This is a genomic window from Clostridiales bacterium (assembly GCA_017961515.1).
Taxonomy (GTDB): Bacteria; Bacillota; Clostridia; order Acetivibrionales; family RGIG10202; genus RGIG10202.
Window position 1 is genome coordinate 55,475 of record JAGCXC010000082.1, and the last position, 19,995, is coordinate 75,469.

12 protein-coding genes and 1 tRNA gene are annotated in these 19,995 nt (G+C 33.0%); all 13 read left to right on the forward strand.

The window, feature by feature from the left end; genetic code table 11:
- Window positions 1-69: 69 nt before the first annotated feature.
- Entirely contained in the window at window positions 70-3,408 is a 3,339-nt protein-coding gene (gene pulA, locus J6Y29_05830) for a type I pullulanase (GenBank protein MBP5427388.1), read from the forward strand.
- Window positions 3,409-3,892: 484 nt separating this feature from the next.
- Window positions 3,893-5,944: a hypothetical protein gene (locus J6Y29_05835; GenBank protein MBP5427389.1), complete on the forward strand. Its 2,052-nt coding sequence runs from the start codon at window positions 3,893-3,895 to the stop codon at window positions 5,942-5,944.
- Window positions 5,945-5,963: 19 nt separating this feature from the next.
- Complete coding sequence (locus J6Y29_05840; GenBank protein MBP5427390.1) at window positions 5,964-8,498, forward strand: hypothetical protein; 2,535 nt, start codon at window positions 5,964-5,966, stop codon at window positions 8,496-8,498.
- 294 nt (window positions 8,499-8,792) lie between these two features.
- Window positions 8,793-9,590 carry a sporulation transcription factor Spo0A gene (spo0A, locus tag J6Y29_05845; protein MBP5427391.1) on the forward strand — a complete coding sequence of 266 codons (798 nt, stop codon included), beginning with the start codon at window positions 8,793-8,795 and terminating at the stop codon, window positions 9,588-9,590.
- A 253-nt stretch (window positions 9,591-9,843) separates the two neighbouring features.
- Window positions 9,844-9,919 (forward strand) — tRNA-Pro (locus tag J6Y29_05850).
- Between the two features lie 640 nt (window positions 9,920-10,559).
- Window positions 10,560-11,915 carry a DNA repair protein RadA gene (gene radA / locus J6Y29_05855; GenBank protein MBP5427392.1) on the forward strand — a complete coding sequence of 452 codons (1,356 nt, stop codon included), beginning with the start codon at window positions 10,560-10,562 and terminating at the stop codon, window positions 11,913-11,915.
- A gap of 12 nt (window positions 11,916-11,927) precedes the next feature.
- The gene (gene disA, locus J6Y29_05860; GenBank protein MBP5427393.1) at window positions 11,928-12,998 is read left to right on the forward strand and encodes a DNA integrity scanning diadenylate cyclase DisA; all 1,071 of its coding nucleotides are present in this window, start codon (window positions 11,928-11,930) and stop codon (window positions 12,996-12,998) included.
- A gap of 14 nt (window positions 12,999-13,012) precedes the next feature.
- A complete protein-coding gene (gene dnaX / locus J6Y29_05865) occupies window positions 13,013-14,626 on the forward strand; it encodes a DNA polymerase III subunit gamma/tau (GenBank protein ID MBP5427394.1) in 1,614 nt (537 codons plus the stop codon).
- Window positions 14,627-14,719: 93 nt separating this feature from the next.
- Window positions 14,720-15,265: an NUDIX hydrolase gene (locus tag J6Y29_05870; protein MBP5427395.1), complete on the forward strand. Its 546-nt coding sequence runs from the start codon at window positions 14,720-14,722 to the stop codon at window positions 15,263-15,265.
- 390 nt (window positions 15,266-15,655) lie between these two features.
- Window positions 15,656-16,210, forward strand: a complete 555-nt coding sequence (locus J6Y29_05875; GenBank protein ID MBP5427396.1) for a helix-turn-helix transcriptional regulator — start codon at window positions 15,656-15,658, stop codon at window positions 16,208-16,210.
- A 168-nt stretch (window positions 16,211-16,378) separates the two neighbouring features.
- Window positions 16,379-17,480, forward strand: a protein-coding gene (gene prfB / locus J6Y29_05880) for a peptide chain release factor 2 (GenBank protein ID MBP5427397.1) whose coding sequence is annotated in 2 segments (ribosomal slippage) — window positions 16,379-16,453 and window positions 16,455-17,480 — 1,101 coding nt in all. Because the reading frame shifts where the segments join, the coding sequence is not laid out codon by codon here.
- 188 nt (window positions 17,481-17,668) lie between these two features.
- The gene (locus J6Y29_05885; GenBank protein MBP5427398.1) at window positions 17,669-18,445 is read left to right on the forward strand and encodes a hypothetical protein; all 777 of its coding nucleotides are present in this window, start codon (window positions 17,669-17,671) and stop codon (window positions 18,443-18,445) included.
- The coding region (locus tag J6Y29_05890) for an acyltransferase family protein (protein MBP5427399.1) at window positions 18,446-19,995 on the forward strand (1,550 nt) is incomplete at its 3' end.

Sequence of the window (19,995 nt, forward strand, 5' to 3'; positions counted from 1 at the left end):
AGTTGCTGCCGTAAGCGAAAGTCGATGAGGGGTCGTCAGACGAAGTAAAGACACATGGGAGGAATATTAATGTCAGATTTTCAAGAAAACCTAACGGAGAGAGAAAACTTAAAGCTTAAGTTATATTATCATCGTATGGATAATAAATATGATGAATGGAGTGCTCTAGTTTGGATTGAAGGGTCAGAGTGTAGGAAAGTTAATTTTTTTGAAGATGCTGAGAGTTGTTCGTATGGGAGGGTAGCTAAATTAGAATTGGAAAATCTAGGGAAACAAAACAAAATATTTTTTGCTATAGGCAAACTTGATAGGAATGACAAATTTATAGAAAGAGAATGTGAGGATGATAGGTTCGTGTTAGGTACGGATGCTGATGAAAATGGATGTATAGAAGCTTACGTTATACACGGGAAAAAAGAGTTGCAAAAAAAAGAAAGAGACCTAGTTGTCAATATGCACTATAGACGGTGGCGTAGGGACTACAAAGACTGGGATGTGCATACATGGATAAATGGAAAGAAAGAAGATGTAAAGTTTGTAAATGAAGAAGATCCATATTGGAAAGTAGCAAAATGTAAGTTGAGTGGAGTTAAACCAGCGGATAAATTTGGCTTTATAATCAGGAAAGGTGGGAACAAGTGGTCAGACAGGGAGTGCAGGGAGAAGGCTGTAAACTTGAGAAGTTATGACAGAGATGGGGTTGTAGACATATATATGGTGCAAAATATTCCCAAAATAGTGTATAACAGGCCTATTTTAGTTAATTTTCATTACAAAAGATATGATGACGACTATGATTTGTGGAATATATGGGTTTGGAAGAAGTTTAAAACAGATGTAACAATAGAAGAGCCAGGATGTGGTATAGCTTTTGTGAACTATGATGATACATATGGTAAGGTAGGAGGGGCAAGTGCGGGGAAGGTTGCAACTTTTATATTGGAACCAAATGAAAATATAGAGAGTATAGGGTTTTTGATAAGAAAAGATAATTGGATAGATAGAGACATTGACCAAGACAGGTTTGTAAGATTGGAAGATATACTAAGGATGCAAAAAGAAGGCAAAGTGGACATATATTTAGCTCAAGGTGACTTAAACATTGGATTTGGAGAAAGAGAGATAGATTTGTCACCTAGGATAGTTGATGCTACATTTAGATATCCAATGGATAAGGGTAAAATAAAGACAGTTTATGTTGAGTTAAATAAAAAATTATATGAGGAAATAAGTAGCAGAGAAATGGATAATGCGCTAGTTGCACCATTTGTATTGGAAGATGAAAAATCAGAGGTTGTTCCTATAAGTAGTGTACAATATAGAGGAGAAAAAAGGGAAGAGAGAGATAAAAGGCGGTTTTTTAGGATAAACTTAAAAACAGAGGGAGATAGTTATAAGTTAGAACCATTTAAAAAGCATTACAGATTAAGACTAACTGGCTACAAGAGTAGATTTATATCATTAAGAAAGTTGTATGATCATACTGAATATGTAAAGAATATTACATATGACGGGGATGATTTGGGTGTTACATATAAAAAATGGAGGAGTAAATTTAGAGTTTGGGCACCTGAAGTTGAGAGGGTGGAGCTTTTGTTATACGATAAAGACACAGGAAGTTTGCCAGTAAAGGTCAAAGATTTAAGAAGATCAAAGGGTGGGACCTGGCGTACTAAAGTTAGGGGAAATTTAAAAGGAATGTTTTACAAATACAGAGTATATTCAGGAACACAGATGGTTGAAACAATAGATCCATATGCTAAGGCGGCGGGGATAAATGCTGAAAGAGGAGCAATAATAGATTTTAAGGATACGAATCCAGAGGGGTGGGGTGATGTGGCCATACCTAAATCTGGTGAAATAACAGATGCTATTATTACAGAAATACATGTAAGGAATTATAGTATAAAAGAAAGTTCAGGTGTTAGTAAAAATAACAGGGGTAAGTTTTTGGGTTTGACGGAGAAAGGAACGACTACATCGGATGGAACTAGTACATGTTTATCGCACATAATAGAAGAAGGTTATACTCATGTCCAGATAATGCCTATAGCCAAGTGTGGTACCTTAGATGAAACACGAGCAGAAAGGCAGAGTAATTGGGGCTATGATACAATACATTTTATGGTGATAGAGGGCACGTATTCAACAGATCCGCATGATCCTGTAGCAAGGATAAAAGAATTTAAAAAGATGATACAAACGTTTCATGCGAATGGTATAAGAGTGGTTTTGGATGTTGTATTCAATCACACGTACAAGACACAATTTTCAAATTTGAATATATTAGGGCCTAAGTATTTTCATAGAGTAAGGGGAGAGCAAGAGGAATTCTCTAATGCAACTAATTGTTCAAATGAGATAGCATCAGAACGCAAAATGGTACGAAAGTATATATTAGATACAGTTAAGTATTGGGTAAATGAATTTAAGGTGGATGGCTTTAGATTTGATGTGATGTATTTAATAGATAAAGATACCATGAATGAAATAAGGGAAGAAATAAATAAAATAGATCCAAGTATACTAGTATATGGAGAAGGTTGGGGAGCAGAAACAGACACCACTATATCTCAAGAAGAGTTGGCGCAAAGAAGAAATGCGTACAAAATGCCAGGTATAGCATTTTTTAGTAATGAGGCGTCAGCTGCGATAAAAGGAAGTTTTGATGGAACTGATCGAGGTTTTGCATTAAAGGGTGAAGGGATAGCAGATAAGGAATATAGGCTAAAGAAGGGGATTGTGGCGGATACGTACCATCCACAGTTGGGTAATGACTATGATAGAATAAAACCAAATCAAGTTGTAAATTATGTAGGAGTGCATGACAATCTTACATGGTGGGATAAAATATGTGTATCAGTAAATGATGCGTGTGAAGCAGTAAAAAGGAAAATGTATCGTCTGGGATATGCTATTTTATTTACTATGCAAGGAGCACTAGTTGTACCAGAGGGAGATGAATTTTTGCGTACTAAGGATAAAAATAATAATAGCCATAATTTAGGAGATAGAATTAATGGAATAGATTGGAATAGAAAAAGCGAATACAAAGAAGACAGTAACTATATAAAAGGATTAATAAAAATGAGAAAGCAACATAAAGGATTTAGAATAAATGATCCAGATGAGATAAGAAAGAAAGTTAGATTCATGGATAATTTGCCAGATAAAGTTATAGGATATACAATAACAGATCACGCAAATAAAGATGTATCTAACAGGATAGCAGTAGTGCATAATGGTGGATGGAGAGAAGAGGTAATACGACTTCCGCAAAATGGTTGGTCAGTTATAGTAAACGATAAAAGTGCTGGTGTTGAAGAGATAGAAAGAGTTAACGGAGATAAAGTACGAGTATTAGCTCATTCTAGCGTAGTATTAGTAGATAAATGTGAGAAAGTGTGATGTGTGGTATAGTTTTGTATTCGATAATATATTTGCTCTGGGATTATTGCCAGAGCATTTTTTGCCTTAAGTTTTATTTATTATGTGACCTCCTTACTTACCTACACCTCAAATTTTTGCCATAAAATTCTCGATGTATAAGTTTTTTGTTTAAACAATAGGGTTTTTTTGGCAATTAATGTCCCGATTATACAAGTTAGGAAACGATAGTCATGCTAGGAATAAAGGTAAAGAAAAAGATTGTAATTGCCGATATCCATTAGCAACTAGAGAAGTATACTTTTCTCGAGATACGGACATTTCTTGGAGAAAAAATTCCATGTTTACATAGATTATTTTTAGTGATAGGGGGTAGAAATGTATGGATTCGGAATTATCTAAGAGATTGCAAGAAATATTCGAAGCAAAACATGATGATGATATTGATGAAGAAGAGAATTAAGAAAATGAAGAAAAAAAAGTTTTACCTAAGAAATTATCATTTTTGAATTCTAAGGAAGGGAAAAATTTATCATTAAAGGATGCGCTGGATCGTATTGCAGAAAGAAGTGATTTGGAAGAGAAGTCTGATGAGAGAGAAGAAGCTAGAAATAATTATGTTAACAGTGATGAATACAAAAAGGCAGCAGAATTAGAAGAGAAAGTAAATAAGAAATATGAAGAGGTTTTAGCTGCGTATGAATCACCATCGATAACAGATGATGAGTATGAAGCGCTATTGGCAGATTATGAGAAGTTATTAGAGGAGAATGATAAGGTACATGACGAGTTAATGGAAAGTGAAGAGTGGGAAAAGTATAAAGATGTTTTGGCTAGTGATTTAGCAAAAGAGCTAATTGAAAAAATGAAAGATAGAGATATATCAAAAGGGCTTGAAGAAAATCCTTTGGAGGAAGAAATAAAAGAAGAAGTCAAATTAGAAATTGAAAAGGAAATAAGAGAGAGCGAGGATATAGCTAATCAGAAGGATTCAGAGATATTGACAGAAAATATAGAGGTGCCCGAAGAAAAGCGCGAACAGAAAATTGTGGAAAGTGTAAACCAGAAAGATGAATTGTCAAAGGAAGAAATAAATAAAAGAGATGAGATAAATACCCCAGAAGAAACAAAAGAAGAGATAACAAACACACAAGATATAGATAATCTGGAACAAATAAATAGATTGGAAGAGATAGAGGCGAATGCTATAGATGAGGACAAAGAGCAGATGGATCCATTACAAAAGGCTGCAAAAAGCATGTCAGATGCAGTGAAAGAATTAGGGGAAAATATAAGGCTTTCAAATAAAGGTGAATTTGTAAAATTGGATGAAATGTTGGACATAAAAAAAGTGGAGAAAAAGGAATTTAAGCCTGAAGAAATAGATAAGAACAAGGAAATATTTAAGACTAATATAGAGGTAAGCCCGGGAATAGAAAAGATATTAGAAAAGTTAAGAAGGAAAAATGAGGAGGTAACCAAGGAAAATAAAGAAATAGGGAAAATAAAACGTCCAATAGAAGTGAGTAGTTTTGAAAAAGGGAATGATAAGCAGAAAGAGGTAATAGTAAAACAAACAGAAATGCCAAGGCAGGCAGTTGAATACGTTGAGATGCAAGATGAGGCAATGGATGTAAAAAAGGAGAATGTGAACGTGGAAGGATATGGTATAGAAAGTGAGAAAAAACTTCCTCGTATAGATAGTGCTATTTCCCTTAATGATATTTTAGAAGATTTAAATGGGATTTCAACACGAAATAAAATAGAAAAAGTGAAGAATGATTTAGAGTTAACAGTTGGAATTATAGAAGAGAATAAAGCGATAGCGACAGGAAAAGTAGTTCCAAATGGGATATCTAAAGAAGAGGATATGGGTATGACAAAAAATGTAGGTTATGAAAATGAATATACTAATTTTAAAGAAGAACCAGGAGAGAATAGATGGCAGAGAAGATGTAGACAGGAAATAAATATAGTGGACAAGAAGACAGTAGCTTTACAGATAGTAAATGAGTTTAAACGTAATCTAAATGATATGAGTGATGTTAAAAATTTCAATATAGTATGTTTACCTGATGGGAAATATAGATTGCAAGTAGAGAAAGCAGATAAAGCCCAGGTAGATACCTATTATATAGATAGGGATGAATTTTTGAATGCGGAAGGTAAGTATAAATTTGGAGAGGCTAATAAGGAAGAGCTAAAAGAGTTAAACAACAGAGAAAGTTTTATAACATCGAAATTGCCTACTGAAATAAACAAATTGAATACTTATAGTAAATCGCTTGAAGAGATGAAGAATGTTATGGGGAAATATGTAGAAGATGGTGATAAGGTAATAAGAAGAAAGAGCGGAAAAACGGATGAGTTGGTGAAAGAAGGAGAAGGACAGTATCCTAAGAGCAGAAGAGGAGACAAGTTTAAAGAGAGAGAGAACTTAGTAGATAACATAGGTAAAGATGGTAATGTGGAGAAGATTATAACGTATGTGAAAAATAGGCAAATGGAGAAGGAAAAACTAGCTGAACAGAAAAAGGGAATGGAAATGTCACTGTAGGAAAAGGGGAGATGAAATAATGAAGGAAAGAACAAATAGAGGAGAAATAATTAAGAAAGGTTTTGAAAATATTGCAGAGGCAGGGAAAGCACAAGTAAAAAAAATAAAGGAAAATATGGCGAACAAAAAAGAAGAGAGAAATAGAAAAAACGAAGAATGGAAGAAAAAAGAAGAGAGATATAAAAGGATAAATGCGGAACTGGAAAAACAACGTAAAGGGAAGGATATAAAAAAAACAGGAGAAGAAATGATACATGCCGAAAATGAGTGGGAAGAGAAGAAAAAAGAAGAGGTATATGCAATATATACTAAATGGAGGGTAATGGAAAAATCGGCGGATAAAAAAGGTGCAAATAAGTTCTATTCAGAGAATAAAGAAAAAATAAATATATGCAAAAATTTAGAGGGAAAAGCAGAGAAAAGTAAAAAGAAGTTTATAGAAAAATCTATCAAATATATTAATAGTATTAAGGAAAAGGACAGAGATGATGATAGTAACATAAAAATCATTATTGAAATGTGTCAAGAAGAACATATAACAGAAATAAAAAAAGGCTTGAATAATAATAAAAAATATTTTCTAGAAGCATTAGGTGAAATGGATATGGAAAATAAGGAACAAGGAATAAGTGAAGAAGAAATACAAGAGTGGGAAGAGGAGATGGAGGAAAGTGCAAGAGAAGCACAAAAGAATACGGAAAAAGAGAAGCAGAAAGTAGAGGACAAAGAGATAAGGCAGTGGGCAGAAGGGATTATGGAAGAGAACATGTCAGGTATAAATGATAATCTATTTAAGATAGATGAAGGTATAGGATTAGAAAAAGCAGAGGAAAAGAAAGAGCAAGGAATAAGTAAAGAAGAAATGGAAGAGTGGAAGGAAGAGATGGAGAAAAGAGCAAGAGAGGCACAAAAGAATACGGAAGAAGAGAAACAGCGCGTGAAGGGAAAAGAGCAAGTGCAATTACAGGCTAGTGTACAAGAGGCGGAAAGTAATAAAATTTTAGAAGCAGTAGAAGAAATAAAAAATGCATATGACAGTGTATATGCTTATGATGCACAAAAGGAACAGATAATAGATGCATTAGGAAAGTATAGTGATGAAGATAAAGAGAAAATAATTAAAGAAATTAGTTTAAGAGGAAAAGATCAGGGAAATTATGGATCAATACAACATATAATAGCTGGTAGCAAAGAGTATGGAGAACTTATGCAAAGTATTTCGGATGATAAAAATAAAACACTTAAATCTCAAGACGAATTACATACTATAAAACAAGAGATGGTTTCCAATGTTGTTTCAAGAGAGACTCCTATAGAAGTTTCTTTCGTTGAAAGATTAGGAAAAGAATTGAAAGATCATGAGGGAGTGGAGCTTAGTGTTGATTACATTGAAAAACCAGAGGAATTTGATAAAAAAGTTTTGGATACTACTAAGAATATAAATAATGGGAAATATTTAAAGAAAGCTCAAGGGGAAATACAGAAAGAGAAATTGACTTTGAAAATGATAGATCTTGGCAAGAAATTTGTTTTAGATTATGACGTAAATCCACCGAATGAAGTACATGTTTTTATAGATAAGGATGTAATAAAGATACAAATTTTAAAAGATGAAGAAAAAGAAGCAGAAGAGTATTCGTTAAATAGTAGTGGGAAATTTGAATTTATAGGGATGGAAAAGAAAAGGGAGATTGATAAAAAAAGAGCAATAAAGTGTATTGTGGCAGAAGATGGGAAAATTAGGAACGGTGTAGCAGAAGGAAAGGGATTTAGATTTTGGGAGAAAACAAGGTATAAAGCAGGGGATATTGACATAGAAGACAAATTAAAAAATAGTATAAAATTTTTAAATAAGCAAATGGAGGTATTGGAAAAGGAAGATGTTATAGGAAAAGATTTTACTAAATACGCAAAAGATGCGGTAGATAAAATAAATATAAAAGATAATGTTTTAAAAAATGCAAAAGAAGCAAGTAAATCTTTTCATGAAAATGTTGTAAGAAATATACAAGGTGATATAGTAAGGAAGCAAGAAAGTAAAGATATGGCCTTTTTGAATCAGAATGGATTAGATATTAATGAAGCTTTTTATAGCTTAGTGAAAAATGCAGCATCTAATGTAATATTAAGAGATAGTATGGAAGAATTAATGAAATGTAATGTTAGAGATTTTAATAGTGAAAATGAGTATTTTAAAAAAGGGATGACCCAATTATTTGAAAAAAATTTTGTTATTGACGATAAAAAACAAGTGTTGGGGATTTTGTGTGAAGCCTTGAAAGATAATGAAAAGGAATTAAACATGGTACGGGATTTTGTTACAAAAGGAAAATGGAAAAATGATGGTCTTGAAAATATTATGGATATAAATATTTCCCGAAATAAGGATATATTAAAAAGTAGAGCGGAGCTAGAATCAGTTGATATTATGGGAAAAATTAGCATGGGCAATGAAAGTTTGGAGAAAAAATTCAATATAGAGAAAGTAGAAGAAAATATCAATAAGAATAATAAAATGAATAAAGATCGTTCTAAGGGGTTGAGAAGAGAGTAAAATAAAACAAAATTAAAGAATGAATTGCAAAAAAAAGAGGTGAGAGCTCTTTCGTTTTTGCAATTTAGAATAAAAATATAGTTTAATTAAAATTTTTTTATTTTTTTGAATTATAATCCTTGTTAGATAAGGGTTTCAAAGAAAGAGAAAAAATTTTTTGTTTTTTCTACAAAAAACGACAAATTTCGCAAATAACCTGGAATATAATGTACATAAACGGTAAAATATGTAAGTCACCCCCTACATATTCTACAATATTCAAAAAGCTTAAATTTAATTTCGGGAGGAATCTGTATGGAGAAAGAAAAAATAAAAGTGCTTATTGCTAATGAGAATAGGACTTTTACAGACATTGAAGAAGAATTCTTGACGGGGCAGGAAGATATGGAAATTGAGTTGTTTTTGGGAAATGGTATAGAGATATATGAAGAAATTTTGAAGAGGGAACCAGATGTAGTAATTATGGATGTAGTTATGTCATATATAGATGGATTGGAAGTTTTGAATAGATTACAAGATCAAGGTTTAGATAAAAAGCCTATTTTTATAATTGTATCTGATATTAAAGAGAATGCTGTTATAGAGAAAACTATTAATTTAGGTGCGAAGTATTATCTTGTTAAGCCAGTAAATATGAAAGTGCTATGTGCTAGAATTAGAGGATTATATCATTACGATAGAACAGGACGTAAATGTTTAAATACACTAAATGACGAGGAAATAAAGACGCTTATAAAGTTACAAGAAAAAGTTACTAATATTATGTGTGCACTTGGTGTACCAGCACATATAAAAGGTTATAGATATTTAAGAGAAGCAATTATTACGGTTATAGAAGATATCAACATATTAAATTCGATAACTAAATCGTTGTATCCAGCTATAGCTCAAAAATACAATACTACACCTAGTAGAGTCGAAAGATCAATAAGACACGCAATAGAAGTAGCATGTCAAAGAGGTCAAATTGAGGTTATGGAAAATATATTCGGTTATACAATAAATAGTGGTAAAGGGAAACCTACGAATTCGGAATTTATTGCAATGATAGCTGATAAGCTTAGACTAGAGATGCAAAAATATGAATTTTGATTTGGTGTCTTCCAGTGTATAAGGACATAGGAAGACGTCAAATTTTTATATAAAAAAATATTTGGTATATTAAAGAAAATAGAGTTTTAAAAAATCAAAATATTATAATGAAAATTTATGTATTTGTTAGTTATGTGATGATACAAGGAGTATGGACGATCCTATTTCGTATAATAAATGATATTGATCATTTTTAGGTTTTGATTTGCTAGGGATATTAAGCTATAATTATCTTTGTTTGAAAGAGTTGTTTCGGGGTGTGGCGCAGTTGGTAGCGCGCTTGGTTTGGGACCAAGATGCCGGGGGTTCAAGTCCTCTCACCCCGACCATTTTTTTTATTATAAATTCAATAATTTTATGATAAGTAAAAACCGCAGGGTTTGCGGGGTTGGCTCGTGTGGGCTTAGCACATTGGTTCTATCGAAGGGAAATCAATTGTTTATATAAGTAGTGCAAAAGTAAGCCCTTAAGCTTCACACCGAGGGTTTTAAGTCAAGAATTTGAGGTGTAGGTAAGGGATGATGTTTAAGTGTTAAATGTGGCCTGAACATATTTTCGGTAAAGGTATGTTGAAGTTGGTATGTGCTTACTGAAGTAAGGGAAAGTGAATTTGCTATTTTTTAATTTTTAGGAAAAAGTTTTCATATACTACAGAATTTTCAGTATTTTACGATACAGTAATTACAAAAAATGTTGTTGAACAGATTTGTATACTGTATGTGTTCTTGTGTTTTTTTGATCTTGACAAAAAAATGAGATTTTGGTATCATGTGTATGTTATAAATGTGCGTTATGCTGAATTTGAGTCTCATGTATCTACGTTTTTGGATTGTAAGTTTTGTTGTTAGGAATTAAGGAATTATCAAAAAAGATCCGTTTAGATGAAAACGTAGGTGTCATGCAAATTTGTGGTAGATTTTTAAAAATAAAGACTTATTGTGTAATTAGCAGGGAAATGAGGAGTAGATGATGGCTAAATCAAAAGTGGTATATATCTGTCAGAAATGTGCGTATGAGACATCAAGATGGCTTGGGAAATGTCCTTCTTGCAATCAGTGGAATACTTTTGTTGAGGAGGCAATAAGCAAGAACTTGAAGCAAGTATCGCCCAGTGTGATTGGAGTTAGACCTTTTAAAATAAATGAAATAGAGATAGATAGTGAAGAAAGGTACAAAACAGGGATATCGGAGTTAGATAGAACGTTAGGTGGAGGACTGGTTAAGGGTTCATTGGTATTGGTAGGCGGTGATCCGGGAATAGGTAAGTCTACATTGATTCTTCAGCTATGTGAAAAGGTAGCGGTTGAGGGAAAAGTTTTATATGTATCAGGTGAAGAATCGGTAAATCAGATAAAGTTGAGGGCTAACAGACTAGGGGTAGTAAACGACAATTTACTTATGGTATCAGAGACTAGATTTAATGTAATTGAGGTCCTTATAAATAATGAAAAGCCGAAAGTTTTAATTATAGATTCAATACAGACTATGTATAATGATGAATTAACGACAGCGCCAGGTAGTGTAGGCCAAGTAAGAGATGTGACGTGTAGGCTCATGAATATGTCAAAGAGTGAAGGCATATCTACAATTATAGTAGGGCATGTTACAAAGGATGGTGCGATAGCTGGTCCTAGAGTTTTAGAGCATATGGTTGATACGGTATTATATTTTGAAGGAGAGAGAAATTTAACATATAGGATATTACGAGCAGTGAAGAATAGATTTGGATCAACAAACGAAATAGGAATGTTTGAAATGAAAGAGGAAGGATTGGTGGAAGTAAAAAATCCTTCTGAAATAATGTTGGCAGGGAAGCCGGCCAATGCTGCTGGGTCAGTGGTAGTATCTAGTTTAGAGGGTACCAGATCTATGTTAGTTGAAGTACAGGCACTTATTACAAAAACAGCGTTTGGTTTATCGAGGAGGACGGCAACGGGAGTAGATTATAATAGGGTCAATATGCTAATTGCGGTATTAGAGAAAAAAATAGGGATGCCTCTTAGTAGTTATGATGCTTATGTAAATGTAATAGGTGGGCTAAAGATAGATGAAACAGCGTGCGATCTTGGTATAGTGGCAGCGATAATGTCTAGCTTTAAGAATGCATCAGTTGATGGGAAAATAGTATTTGTAGGAGAGGTTGGTTTAACAGGAGAGGTAAGAGCAGTTAGCCAGGTAGAAAAGAGGATAATAGAGGCAGAGAGATTAGGATTTGATATGGTTGTTGTTCCGCTTTCTAATGTGAAGGTATTAGACAACAAAAATATTAACATAAAGGTAAAAGGAATATCTAATGTACAAGAATTGATAAATATAATTTTATAAGGGGTGATATGTATGGCAGAGTCGGACATGATGGAAGTGTTAAAAATATTAGCACCAGGAACACAGCTAAGAGATGGATTAGAGAACATTTTAAACGCAAAGACAGGAGCCTTAATTGTTATAGGAGATTCTCAGGAAGTACTGTCGCTGGTGGATGGAGGGTTTTATATAAATAAGGATTACTCTCCGACGTATATATACGAGCTAGCAAAAATGGATGGTGCGGTTATATTGAGTAAAGATTTAAAAAAGATTTTGTACGCAAATGCCATGTTAATTCCCAATTCTACTATACCTTCGGAGGAGACAGGTACGAGGCACAAGACTGCGGATAGGGTTGCAAAGCAAACAAGAGAGCTTGTTATAAGCATATCATCCAGAAGAAGTATTATAACTTTATATAAAGGTAATAAAAAATACATATTGAAGGATGCAGCAAGTGTACTAACTAGAGCGAACCAGGCGTTGCAGACGCTGGAAAAATATAAGACAGTGCTAGACAATTCGCTAACAGCCCTAGGAAGATTAGAGTTTGAGGATGAAGTTACATTAGAGGATGTATTAAAGAGTTTTCAGCGTGTAGAAATGGTGTCAAAGATGGCGTCGGAGATAGAGGGCTATATATGTGAGCTGGGAACAGAAGGAAGGTTAGTGCAAATGCAACTTACTGAACTTATGAATAATGTAGAGGATGAAGAATTGCGATTAATAGATGATTATATGATTGAAGATGCAGGGACTACTTCTATTGATTACAAGATGAGTTTGAAGAGATTTTCATATGCAGAGCTTATGGATTTAGCTAATATAGCGAAGGTGTTTGGTTATACATATTCTGCAAACTTAGATACACCAGTTTCACCAAAGGGATACAGGCTTCTTTGTAAAATACAAAGATTACCTCATAATATTGTTAACAATTTAGTGGAAAGATTTTCTAGCTTCCAGTCTATACTAAATGCGAGTGAAGATGAGCTAGATGATGTTGATGGTATAGGAGAAATGAGAATCAAAGCAATAAAAGATGGTTTACAACAATTAGGTGAACAGTTGTTATTGGAAGATAAAAGACTAAAGATTTAAAGAAGGATGATTAAATGTCGTATGTAGCGCTTTATAGAAAATGGAGACCGTTAATATTTGAAGATGTAGTAGAACAAGAGCACGTTGTGCGCACTCTAAAGAACACTGTAAAGACAGGGCGGGTTGCGCATGCGTATCTTTTTTGCGGTACGAGAGGTACAGGGAAAACTACTATGGCGAAAATTTTCTCTCGTGCAGTTAATTGCCAAAATCCGGTGGATGGGAATCCTTGTAACGAGTGTAGTGTGTGTAAAGGGATATTAGATGGAAGTAATATGGATGTAATAGAGATAGATGCTGCATCTAATAACAGTGTGGATAATATAAGACAGATACGTGATGAGGTTTTGTATACACCGTCGCAGTCTAAATATAAAGTTTATATAATAGATGAGGTACACATGTTATCAACTGGTGCATTTAATGCGTTACTAAAAACGTTAGAAGAACCACCAGGGCATGTTATATTTGTGTTAGCTACAACAGAGTCACATAAGCTGCCAGCGACTATATTATCTAGATGCCAGAGATTTGATTTTAGACGAATATCATTAGATAGTATTGTTGCGAGGTTAGACAGAATAGTAGAAAATATGGGTGTTTCGTGCGAAGAAAGTGCGTTAAGATTAATAGCTAAAGTTGCTGATGGAGCTCTAAGAGATGCTATAAGTATATTGGATCAATGTATATCACTGAATCAAAATGGAATAAAGTATGATGAGGTGCTAGAAGTTGTGGGTATAGCAACAACTGAGTTTGTGTTAAACATTGTAGATGCTATGATAAATAAAGATATTGTTAGTATTGTAAGAGAGCTGGATGAACTGGTCACTGAAGGTAAAGATGTGCTACAATTTTTGAGGGAACTTATTAAATATTTTAGGGATATGTTGATATGTAAAGTAACAAATAAGCCAGAAGATATAATAGATGTGTCTAGTGATGTGCTAATAAGGCTTAAAGAAAGTTGTAAAGAATTAGAGACAGAAACAATTGTGTTTATAATAAAGGAGCTTTCTTTATTAGAGGGGAAGTTAAAGTGGACTAAAAATCAAAGAATTTTGCTTGAGGTATCATTAATAAAAATATGTGAAGATAATTTTGTTAATGATGATATGAGCCTTGAAGATAAAATAAGTGCGCTTGAGACAAAGCTTAACCAGGTTGTAAGAGATGGAGTTAGGGTTAAAACAACGACAGGTGAAAGTAAACCGTTACCTAAAAAATCTTTGACTTCGCCGCCTGTGGCTAAAAAGAGGACAATAATGACTGCAGGGGAAGAATATGATGGTTGGGACTATATAGTGAATATGATAAAGAAAGCAAAAAAAATGGCGTTGTGGTCGTACATAGTGGATAGTAAAGCATTTATATTAGATAGTGATACAGTTGGTATAGTATTTAATAATTCAACGTCTTACGAGATGGCAAAAAAATACGAAAACCTTAGTGTAATAAAAGAGTGCATAGATAAAAGAGAAGGAAGAGATGTTATAATAAAAACTGTGTACAAAGATATGGAAGTGAAAGATAGTGCTTATGGGAAAAAGACAAAAGAAGATTTCGTGAGTAAGGCAAAGAGTATAGCAAGTGCTCATGATATAGAAATAAATATAGTAGATGATTGACTGCTCCCCATGATTAAACTCAGGGGATTCACACTCGTTTGTAAGATAGAAAGATGAGTTAGAGAGATAAAAGACGTAATTTCAATTGATATTATGAAAAGAGGTTGTGTTTTGGAAGAGTTGAATATAGAACTTATGGATACAGAGTGGCCATTTGAATATATTGATCACGATAGAGAAGTTGTAAGAGCAATTGTTTTTGATGATAAGGGTTTGTATTATTTTGTTAAGGCAAATCGTGATGATGAGTTAGGTAAAGTATCTTGGATTGAAACGTCGGGTGGTGGAGTAGAAAAGGGAGAAGATCTTTTATCTGCTATCAAACGTGAGCTTAAAGAAGAATTGGGTGTAGAAGTGAGTATTATACAAAAAATAGGTGTCGTTAGCGATTATTATAATGTACTACATAGGCATAACATAAATAACTATTATCTTTGTAAGGTGTGTTCATTTGGAGAGAGGAGTTTGACTAAGGCTGAAATGGATGATTTCCATTTATGCACGTTAAAATTTAATTATAATGATGCGGTAAGTGCATATAAGGAGTATAGTGGGACTAGATTGGGTAAACTTATTGTAAATAGGGAATTGCCAATATTAAAAAGAGCAAAAGAAATTATTAATATAATAGAAAATTAAAGGTTTTTGGGCTTAATATTAAAAAAGTGAAATATATTTAAAAATTTATGACCCAAAAAGCAAAAAATATATTTTTTACCCTTGCAAAGCAATAACAAATGTGGTAAAATTCTTCTTAAGGATGTTGGAAGTGCTTCTTGTAATTTTAGTAGTATTGGAATTCTTTGGAATTATTTAGCCTTCTAGAAGGAACTTGTTTTTAGCTATAATTTAAGAAAGGAATGTCGATAATGTGTTTGTTTATTATTGACAGGTGTTTTGTTTTGTGGTAGTTATCACGGATCTTATGGGAAGTTTCATTTGTTTGATGGTCTGTGTTTTTATTAGTTATTGGTATTTTGTTAATATGTTTTACAATTTTTGAAAGCAAATAAAATGAGGAGTGAAAAAATGATCTTTGCAGAGAATTTTAAAAAGTTGAGAAAAGAGAAACAAATAACACAGCAAGTCATAGCAGATTATTTGGGAATTACAAGACAGGCTATAGCGGCCTATGAAAAAGGTAAGAGAGAGCCTAATCTGAATATGATTGTGAAAATAGCTGAGTTCTTTGAGGTATCAGTAGATTTCTTATTGGGAGTATCACAATTAAGATTGGCAAATGCTCAAATAATTAGTGATAATATAAGGATGATACAAGGGCAAAGAACATATGAAGAGTTGGCTGCTGATATTTTGGAAAAAACAGGAGCTGAGTTTTATCCAGAGTTGATAAGGATGTACGTGGAAGATAAGATGTTGCCAAATTCCGAGACAATAAAGGAGTTTGCAAGATATGCAAAAGTTAGTGAGGCATTTTTCTACAACAAAAATACACCTGAAACTTTAGAAGAACAGAGAAGACTTTTCATTAAGCAGAATAGAAGAAAGATGGATTTTCCTGTTATGTTCTCACCAGATACTATGACTTCTGCAGCTGTAGATGATAATAGTATAAAAAATTAATAGGTCAGGGTATAGGATCCGTGGCAGCTTACACTCTATGTAGAAGGAGAGGGAAAGGAGTGAAGGCTGTCTTTGGGTGCGTTCTAAAAAAGGTGAGGTAAGTCACAGGATAATTTTTTTAAAAAAAAGTAAGTTTTTGCAAAGTAAGAAGAGAGGGAAGTGATTTTTATGGTAGAGTTTGAACAGTTAAGATTAGAGAATACTGCATTAGAGGAAGATATAAACAAGTTGGGTGTTTCCCTTTGAATTAGATAAGATGAAGGAAGAGTTAGAGGAGTTAGAACATAAAACAATGGAAGTTAACTTTTGGGATGATATAGAAAATTCTCACAAGATACTTCAGAAGATAAAAAATAAAAAGAGCAAGATTGAAAGAATGAACAAAATTAAATCTAAGTGGGAAGATATATTTGTTCTCATAGATTTAGGGCAAGAAGAGGAAAATAAGGATATTTTAAAAGAAGTAGAAGAAGAAATGTCTTCATTAAAAGAGATGATTGAGGATTTACATTTAGAAGTTTTACTTTGTGGAAAGTATGATAAGAACAATGCTATTTTGACGTTACACGCAGGAGCTGGAGGTACTGAAGCATGTGATTGGGTTTCAATGTTATTTAGGATGTATACTAGATGGGCAGAAAAAAGAGAGTATACAGTAAAGTTAATTGACGTGTTAGATGGAGAAGAAGCGGGAATAAAGAGTGTTACGTTTATGGTTATAGGAGAAAATGCATATGGATATTTAAAATCCGAGAAAGGTGTACATAGATTGGTCAGAATATCGCCATTTGATGCTTCCGGTAGACGGCATACGTCATTTGCGTCGCTGGATGTTATGCCTGAGTTAGATGACACTGTAGAGGTAGAAATAAATCCAGATGATTTAAGAGTTGATACATATAGAGCATCGGGAGCGGGTGGTCAGCATATAAATAAAACTTCATCAGCAGTTAGAATAACGCATATACCGACAGGAATCGTGGTTTCGTGTCAAACTGAGAGATCACAATTTCAAAACAAAGATACAGCTATGATGATGTTAAAGTCTAAGCTGATTGAATTAAAAGAAAGAGAGAATAAAGAAAAAATAGAAGATTTAAAAGGTATCCAGCTTGATATAGCTTGGGGAAGTCAGATAAGGTCGTATGTATTTTGTCCGTACACATTAGTTAAAGATCATAGAACAAATTACGAAGATGGAAATGTTACATCTGTTATGGATGGGAATATAGATGGGTTCATAAGTTCATACCTGATAAAATACCAATGATAACTTGATTTTGTTGATAGGATGTAAGTGGGGCCTATCAACAAAACGAATTTAGACATGAAAACGAATTGAAGATCAAATTTATATGGTATTTGCCGATACTAGAATCGAATTCTTAAATATTTTCTACTTAAGTAAATATATATTAAAAGTGTACGCCTTTTTAAGATCGATAGGAGGAATTATGTATGCAACAAAGACCAATTATAGGAATAATATATATTTGTGCATTTTGCACGTTTATAAGTATTTGTTCTTTATATGCATTTGGATTGTTTGATTCAATATATATGGAGTATGTGGAAAATAAAAGATATGAACTGGGCGGATTTACATATACGGGGAATTTAGTAGATGGAAAATTTCAGAATAAAGGAATAATTACGCTTGGTGATAAAATGTGTGTAGGAGAGTTTAAAAAGGGTAAGTTTGATGGTTTTTTTACATATTCAGATAATAATGATTTTTTGATGTATGGAGTATATCAAGATGGGGATATAGTTGGAGGAGGAATAAAAATTCAAGATGGAGGAATTGCTATAAATAAGGATAATGAAATTAAGTATAGAAGTGGTAGTGGCTGGGAGTATACAGGAAAGTTAGGGAAAAACGGACAGTACGGTTTTGGTAAGTTTACATATAAAGATGGTAGTAGTTATGAAGGTGATTTTTCTAAAGGATTGGCTAATGGAGAAGGAGATTTTAGGTGTAAAAATATGAGTTATACAGGGGATTTCTTGAGTGGTTTGTTTGATGGATTTGGTGTGTATAAATTTGGTAATACTGAATATGTCGGAGAGTTTGTAAAAGGATTACCTCAAGGACAGGGGATATACACAAGTAAAGATGGCTGGCAGTATGAAGGAGGTTTTAAAGAAGGAGTATTTAATGGAGAAGGAGTAATAACAAATGTGAATGGAGAAAAAACAAAAAGTATTTGGAATGACGGACGGAGGGTGATGTAATTGAGAGTCAGATTTATAGATTTTATTAGAGTGTTGGGACTTATTTTAGTTTTGTCGTATCATTTGTTTGAAGATTTTTTACCAGGAGGATTCTTAGGAGTAGATATATTTTTTGTTATTTCAGGTTATTTAATTACAACTATTACGATTTCCAAGTTTGAACAAAAAAAAGAATTTAATTTTATATCTTATATAAAAAGAAGACTTAATAGAATTTTTCCTGCATTATTTTTTGCAATAGTTTTTACTTTCCCGTTCGTAAAGCTAATACCAAGTGATTTTACAGCGAATATATCAAAACAAATAGCAGCAGCATTGGGATTTGTAACCAATTATTTTGAAATAGCAAATGGCGGAAGTTATGAAGCAAGATTATTGCCACATTTATATATACATACATGGTCGCTTAGTTTAGAAATAGGGTATTATTTGTTTTGGGGAGTAGGTTGTGCGTTGATAATGAGAAAGAATGTAGCGACCAATACTGCCAAAATAGTATTGGGATGTGTTGCTACAATTATGAGTGTTTTGTCGTATCTTAATATGCAGTATTTATTTACAAATAATTTAAATAAATCTATAGCATATCTTTCAACTACATCGCATATCTTTCCGTTTTTTATAGGGTCTATGTTTGGAATTTTATTTGGATTTAAATTGTCTGAAAAAACAAGTGCTAAGTTGAAAGAAAAGGCAAAACTTTTTGGAAGCTTTTTAGGGGGCATATTATTATTAATTGTGAGTGCGATAATATATTTGTGCTTTAATGTCAAATTTGGGAGTGTTTTTGTTTGTAAGCATGGATTTTTGATTATAGCTATATTAACAAGTTTAGCTATGGTGATAACAAGGATGTTGCATGAGGTAGTTTCACCCCAATATAAAGATTTGACAATAGTTTCGCATTTGGCCAATATTTCATATCCAATGTATCTTTTTCATTGGCCATTTTATATAATTTTTTCTAATAGTATAGATTCTAAGATTATTGCAGTGATAACTACGTTGGTTGTTTCGTATGCCTTTTCACTTGTTGTGTATTATTTTATAGAACCTAATTTTTATAGTGCATCATTTAGTGAAAAGGAAAACGAATGTGCATACAAAAAAGTTGTAAATGTACTATTATGTGTTGCAATTGTGGGATGTTTAGCCTTAGATGTAAATATTTTAGCGAATCAAAAAACTATTTCATCATTAGAAGAAGAACAAATGGTTGGTAATGTTGTTCAGAATTTTGATAGAATTGAAGATTTAAAGAAAGGAATTGAAAACATAAATCAGGAACCTTTTTTAGAGAAAGACGGAATTTATAATTTTGATGAATTAGATATTAATTCAGAAACTGAACAAAAAGTTAGTTTGACGCCAATTCCAAAGACTTCTAATACAGATACGACGAAAAAAGGTGAGCTGGATGTAAGCCCAAGTAATACACCAGAACCTGTACCAGATATAGAGCCTAGTAATATACCAGAACCTATACCGGATATAGAGCCTAGTAATGTACCAGAACCTATACCGGATATAGAGCCTAGTAATGTACCAGA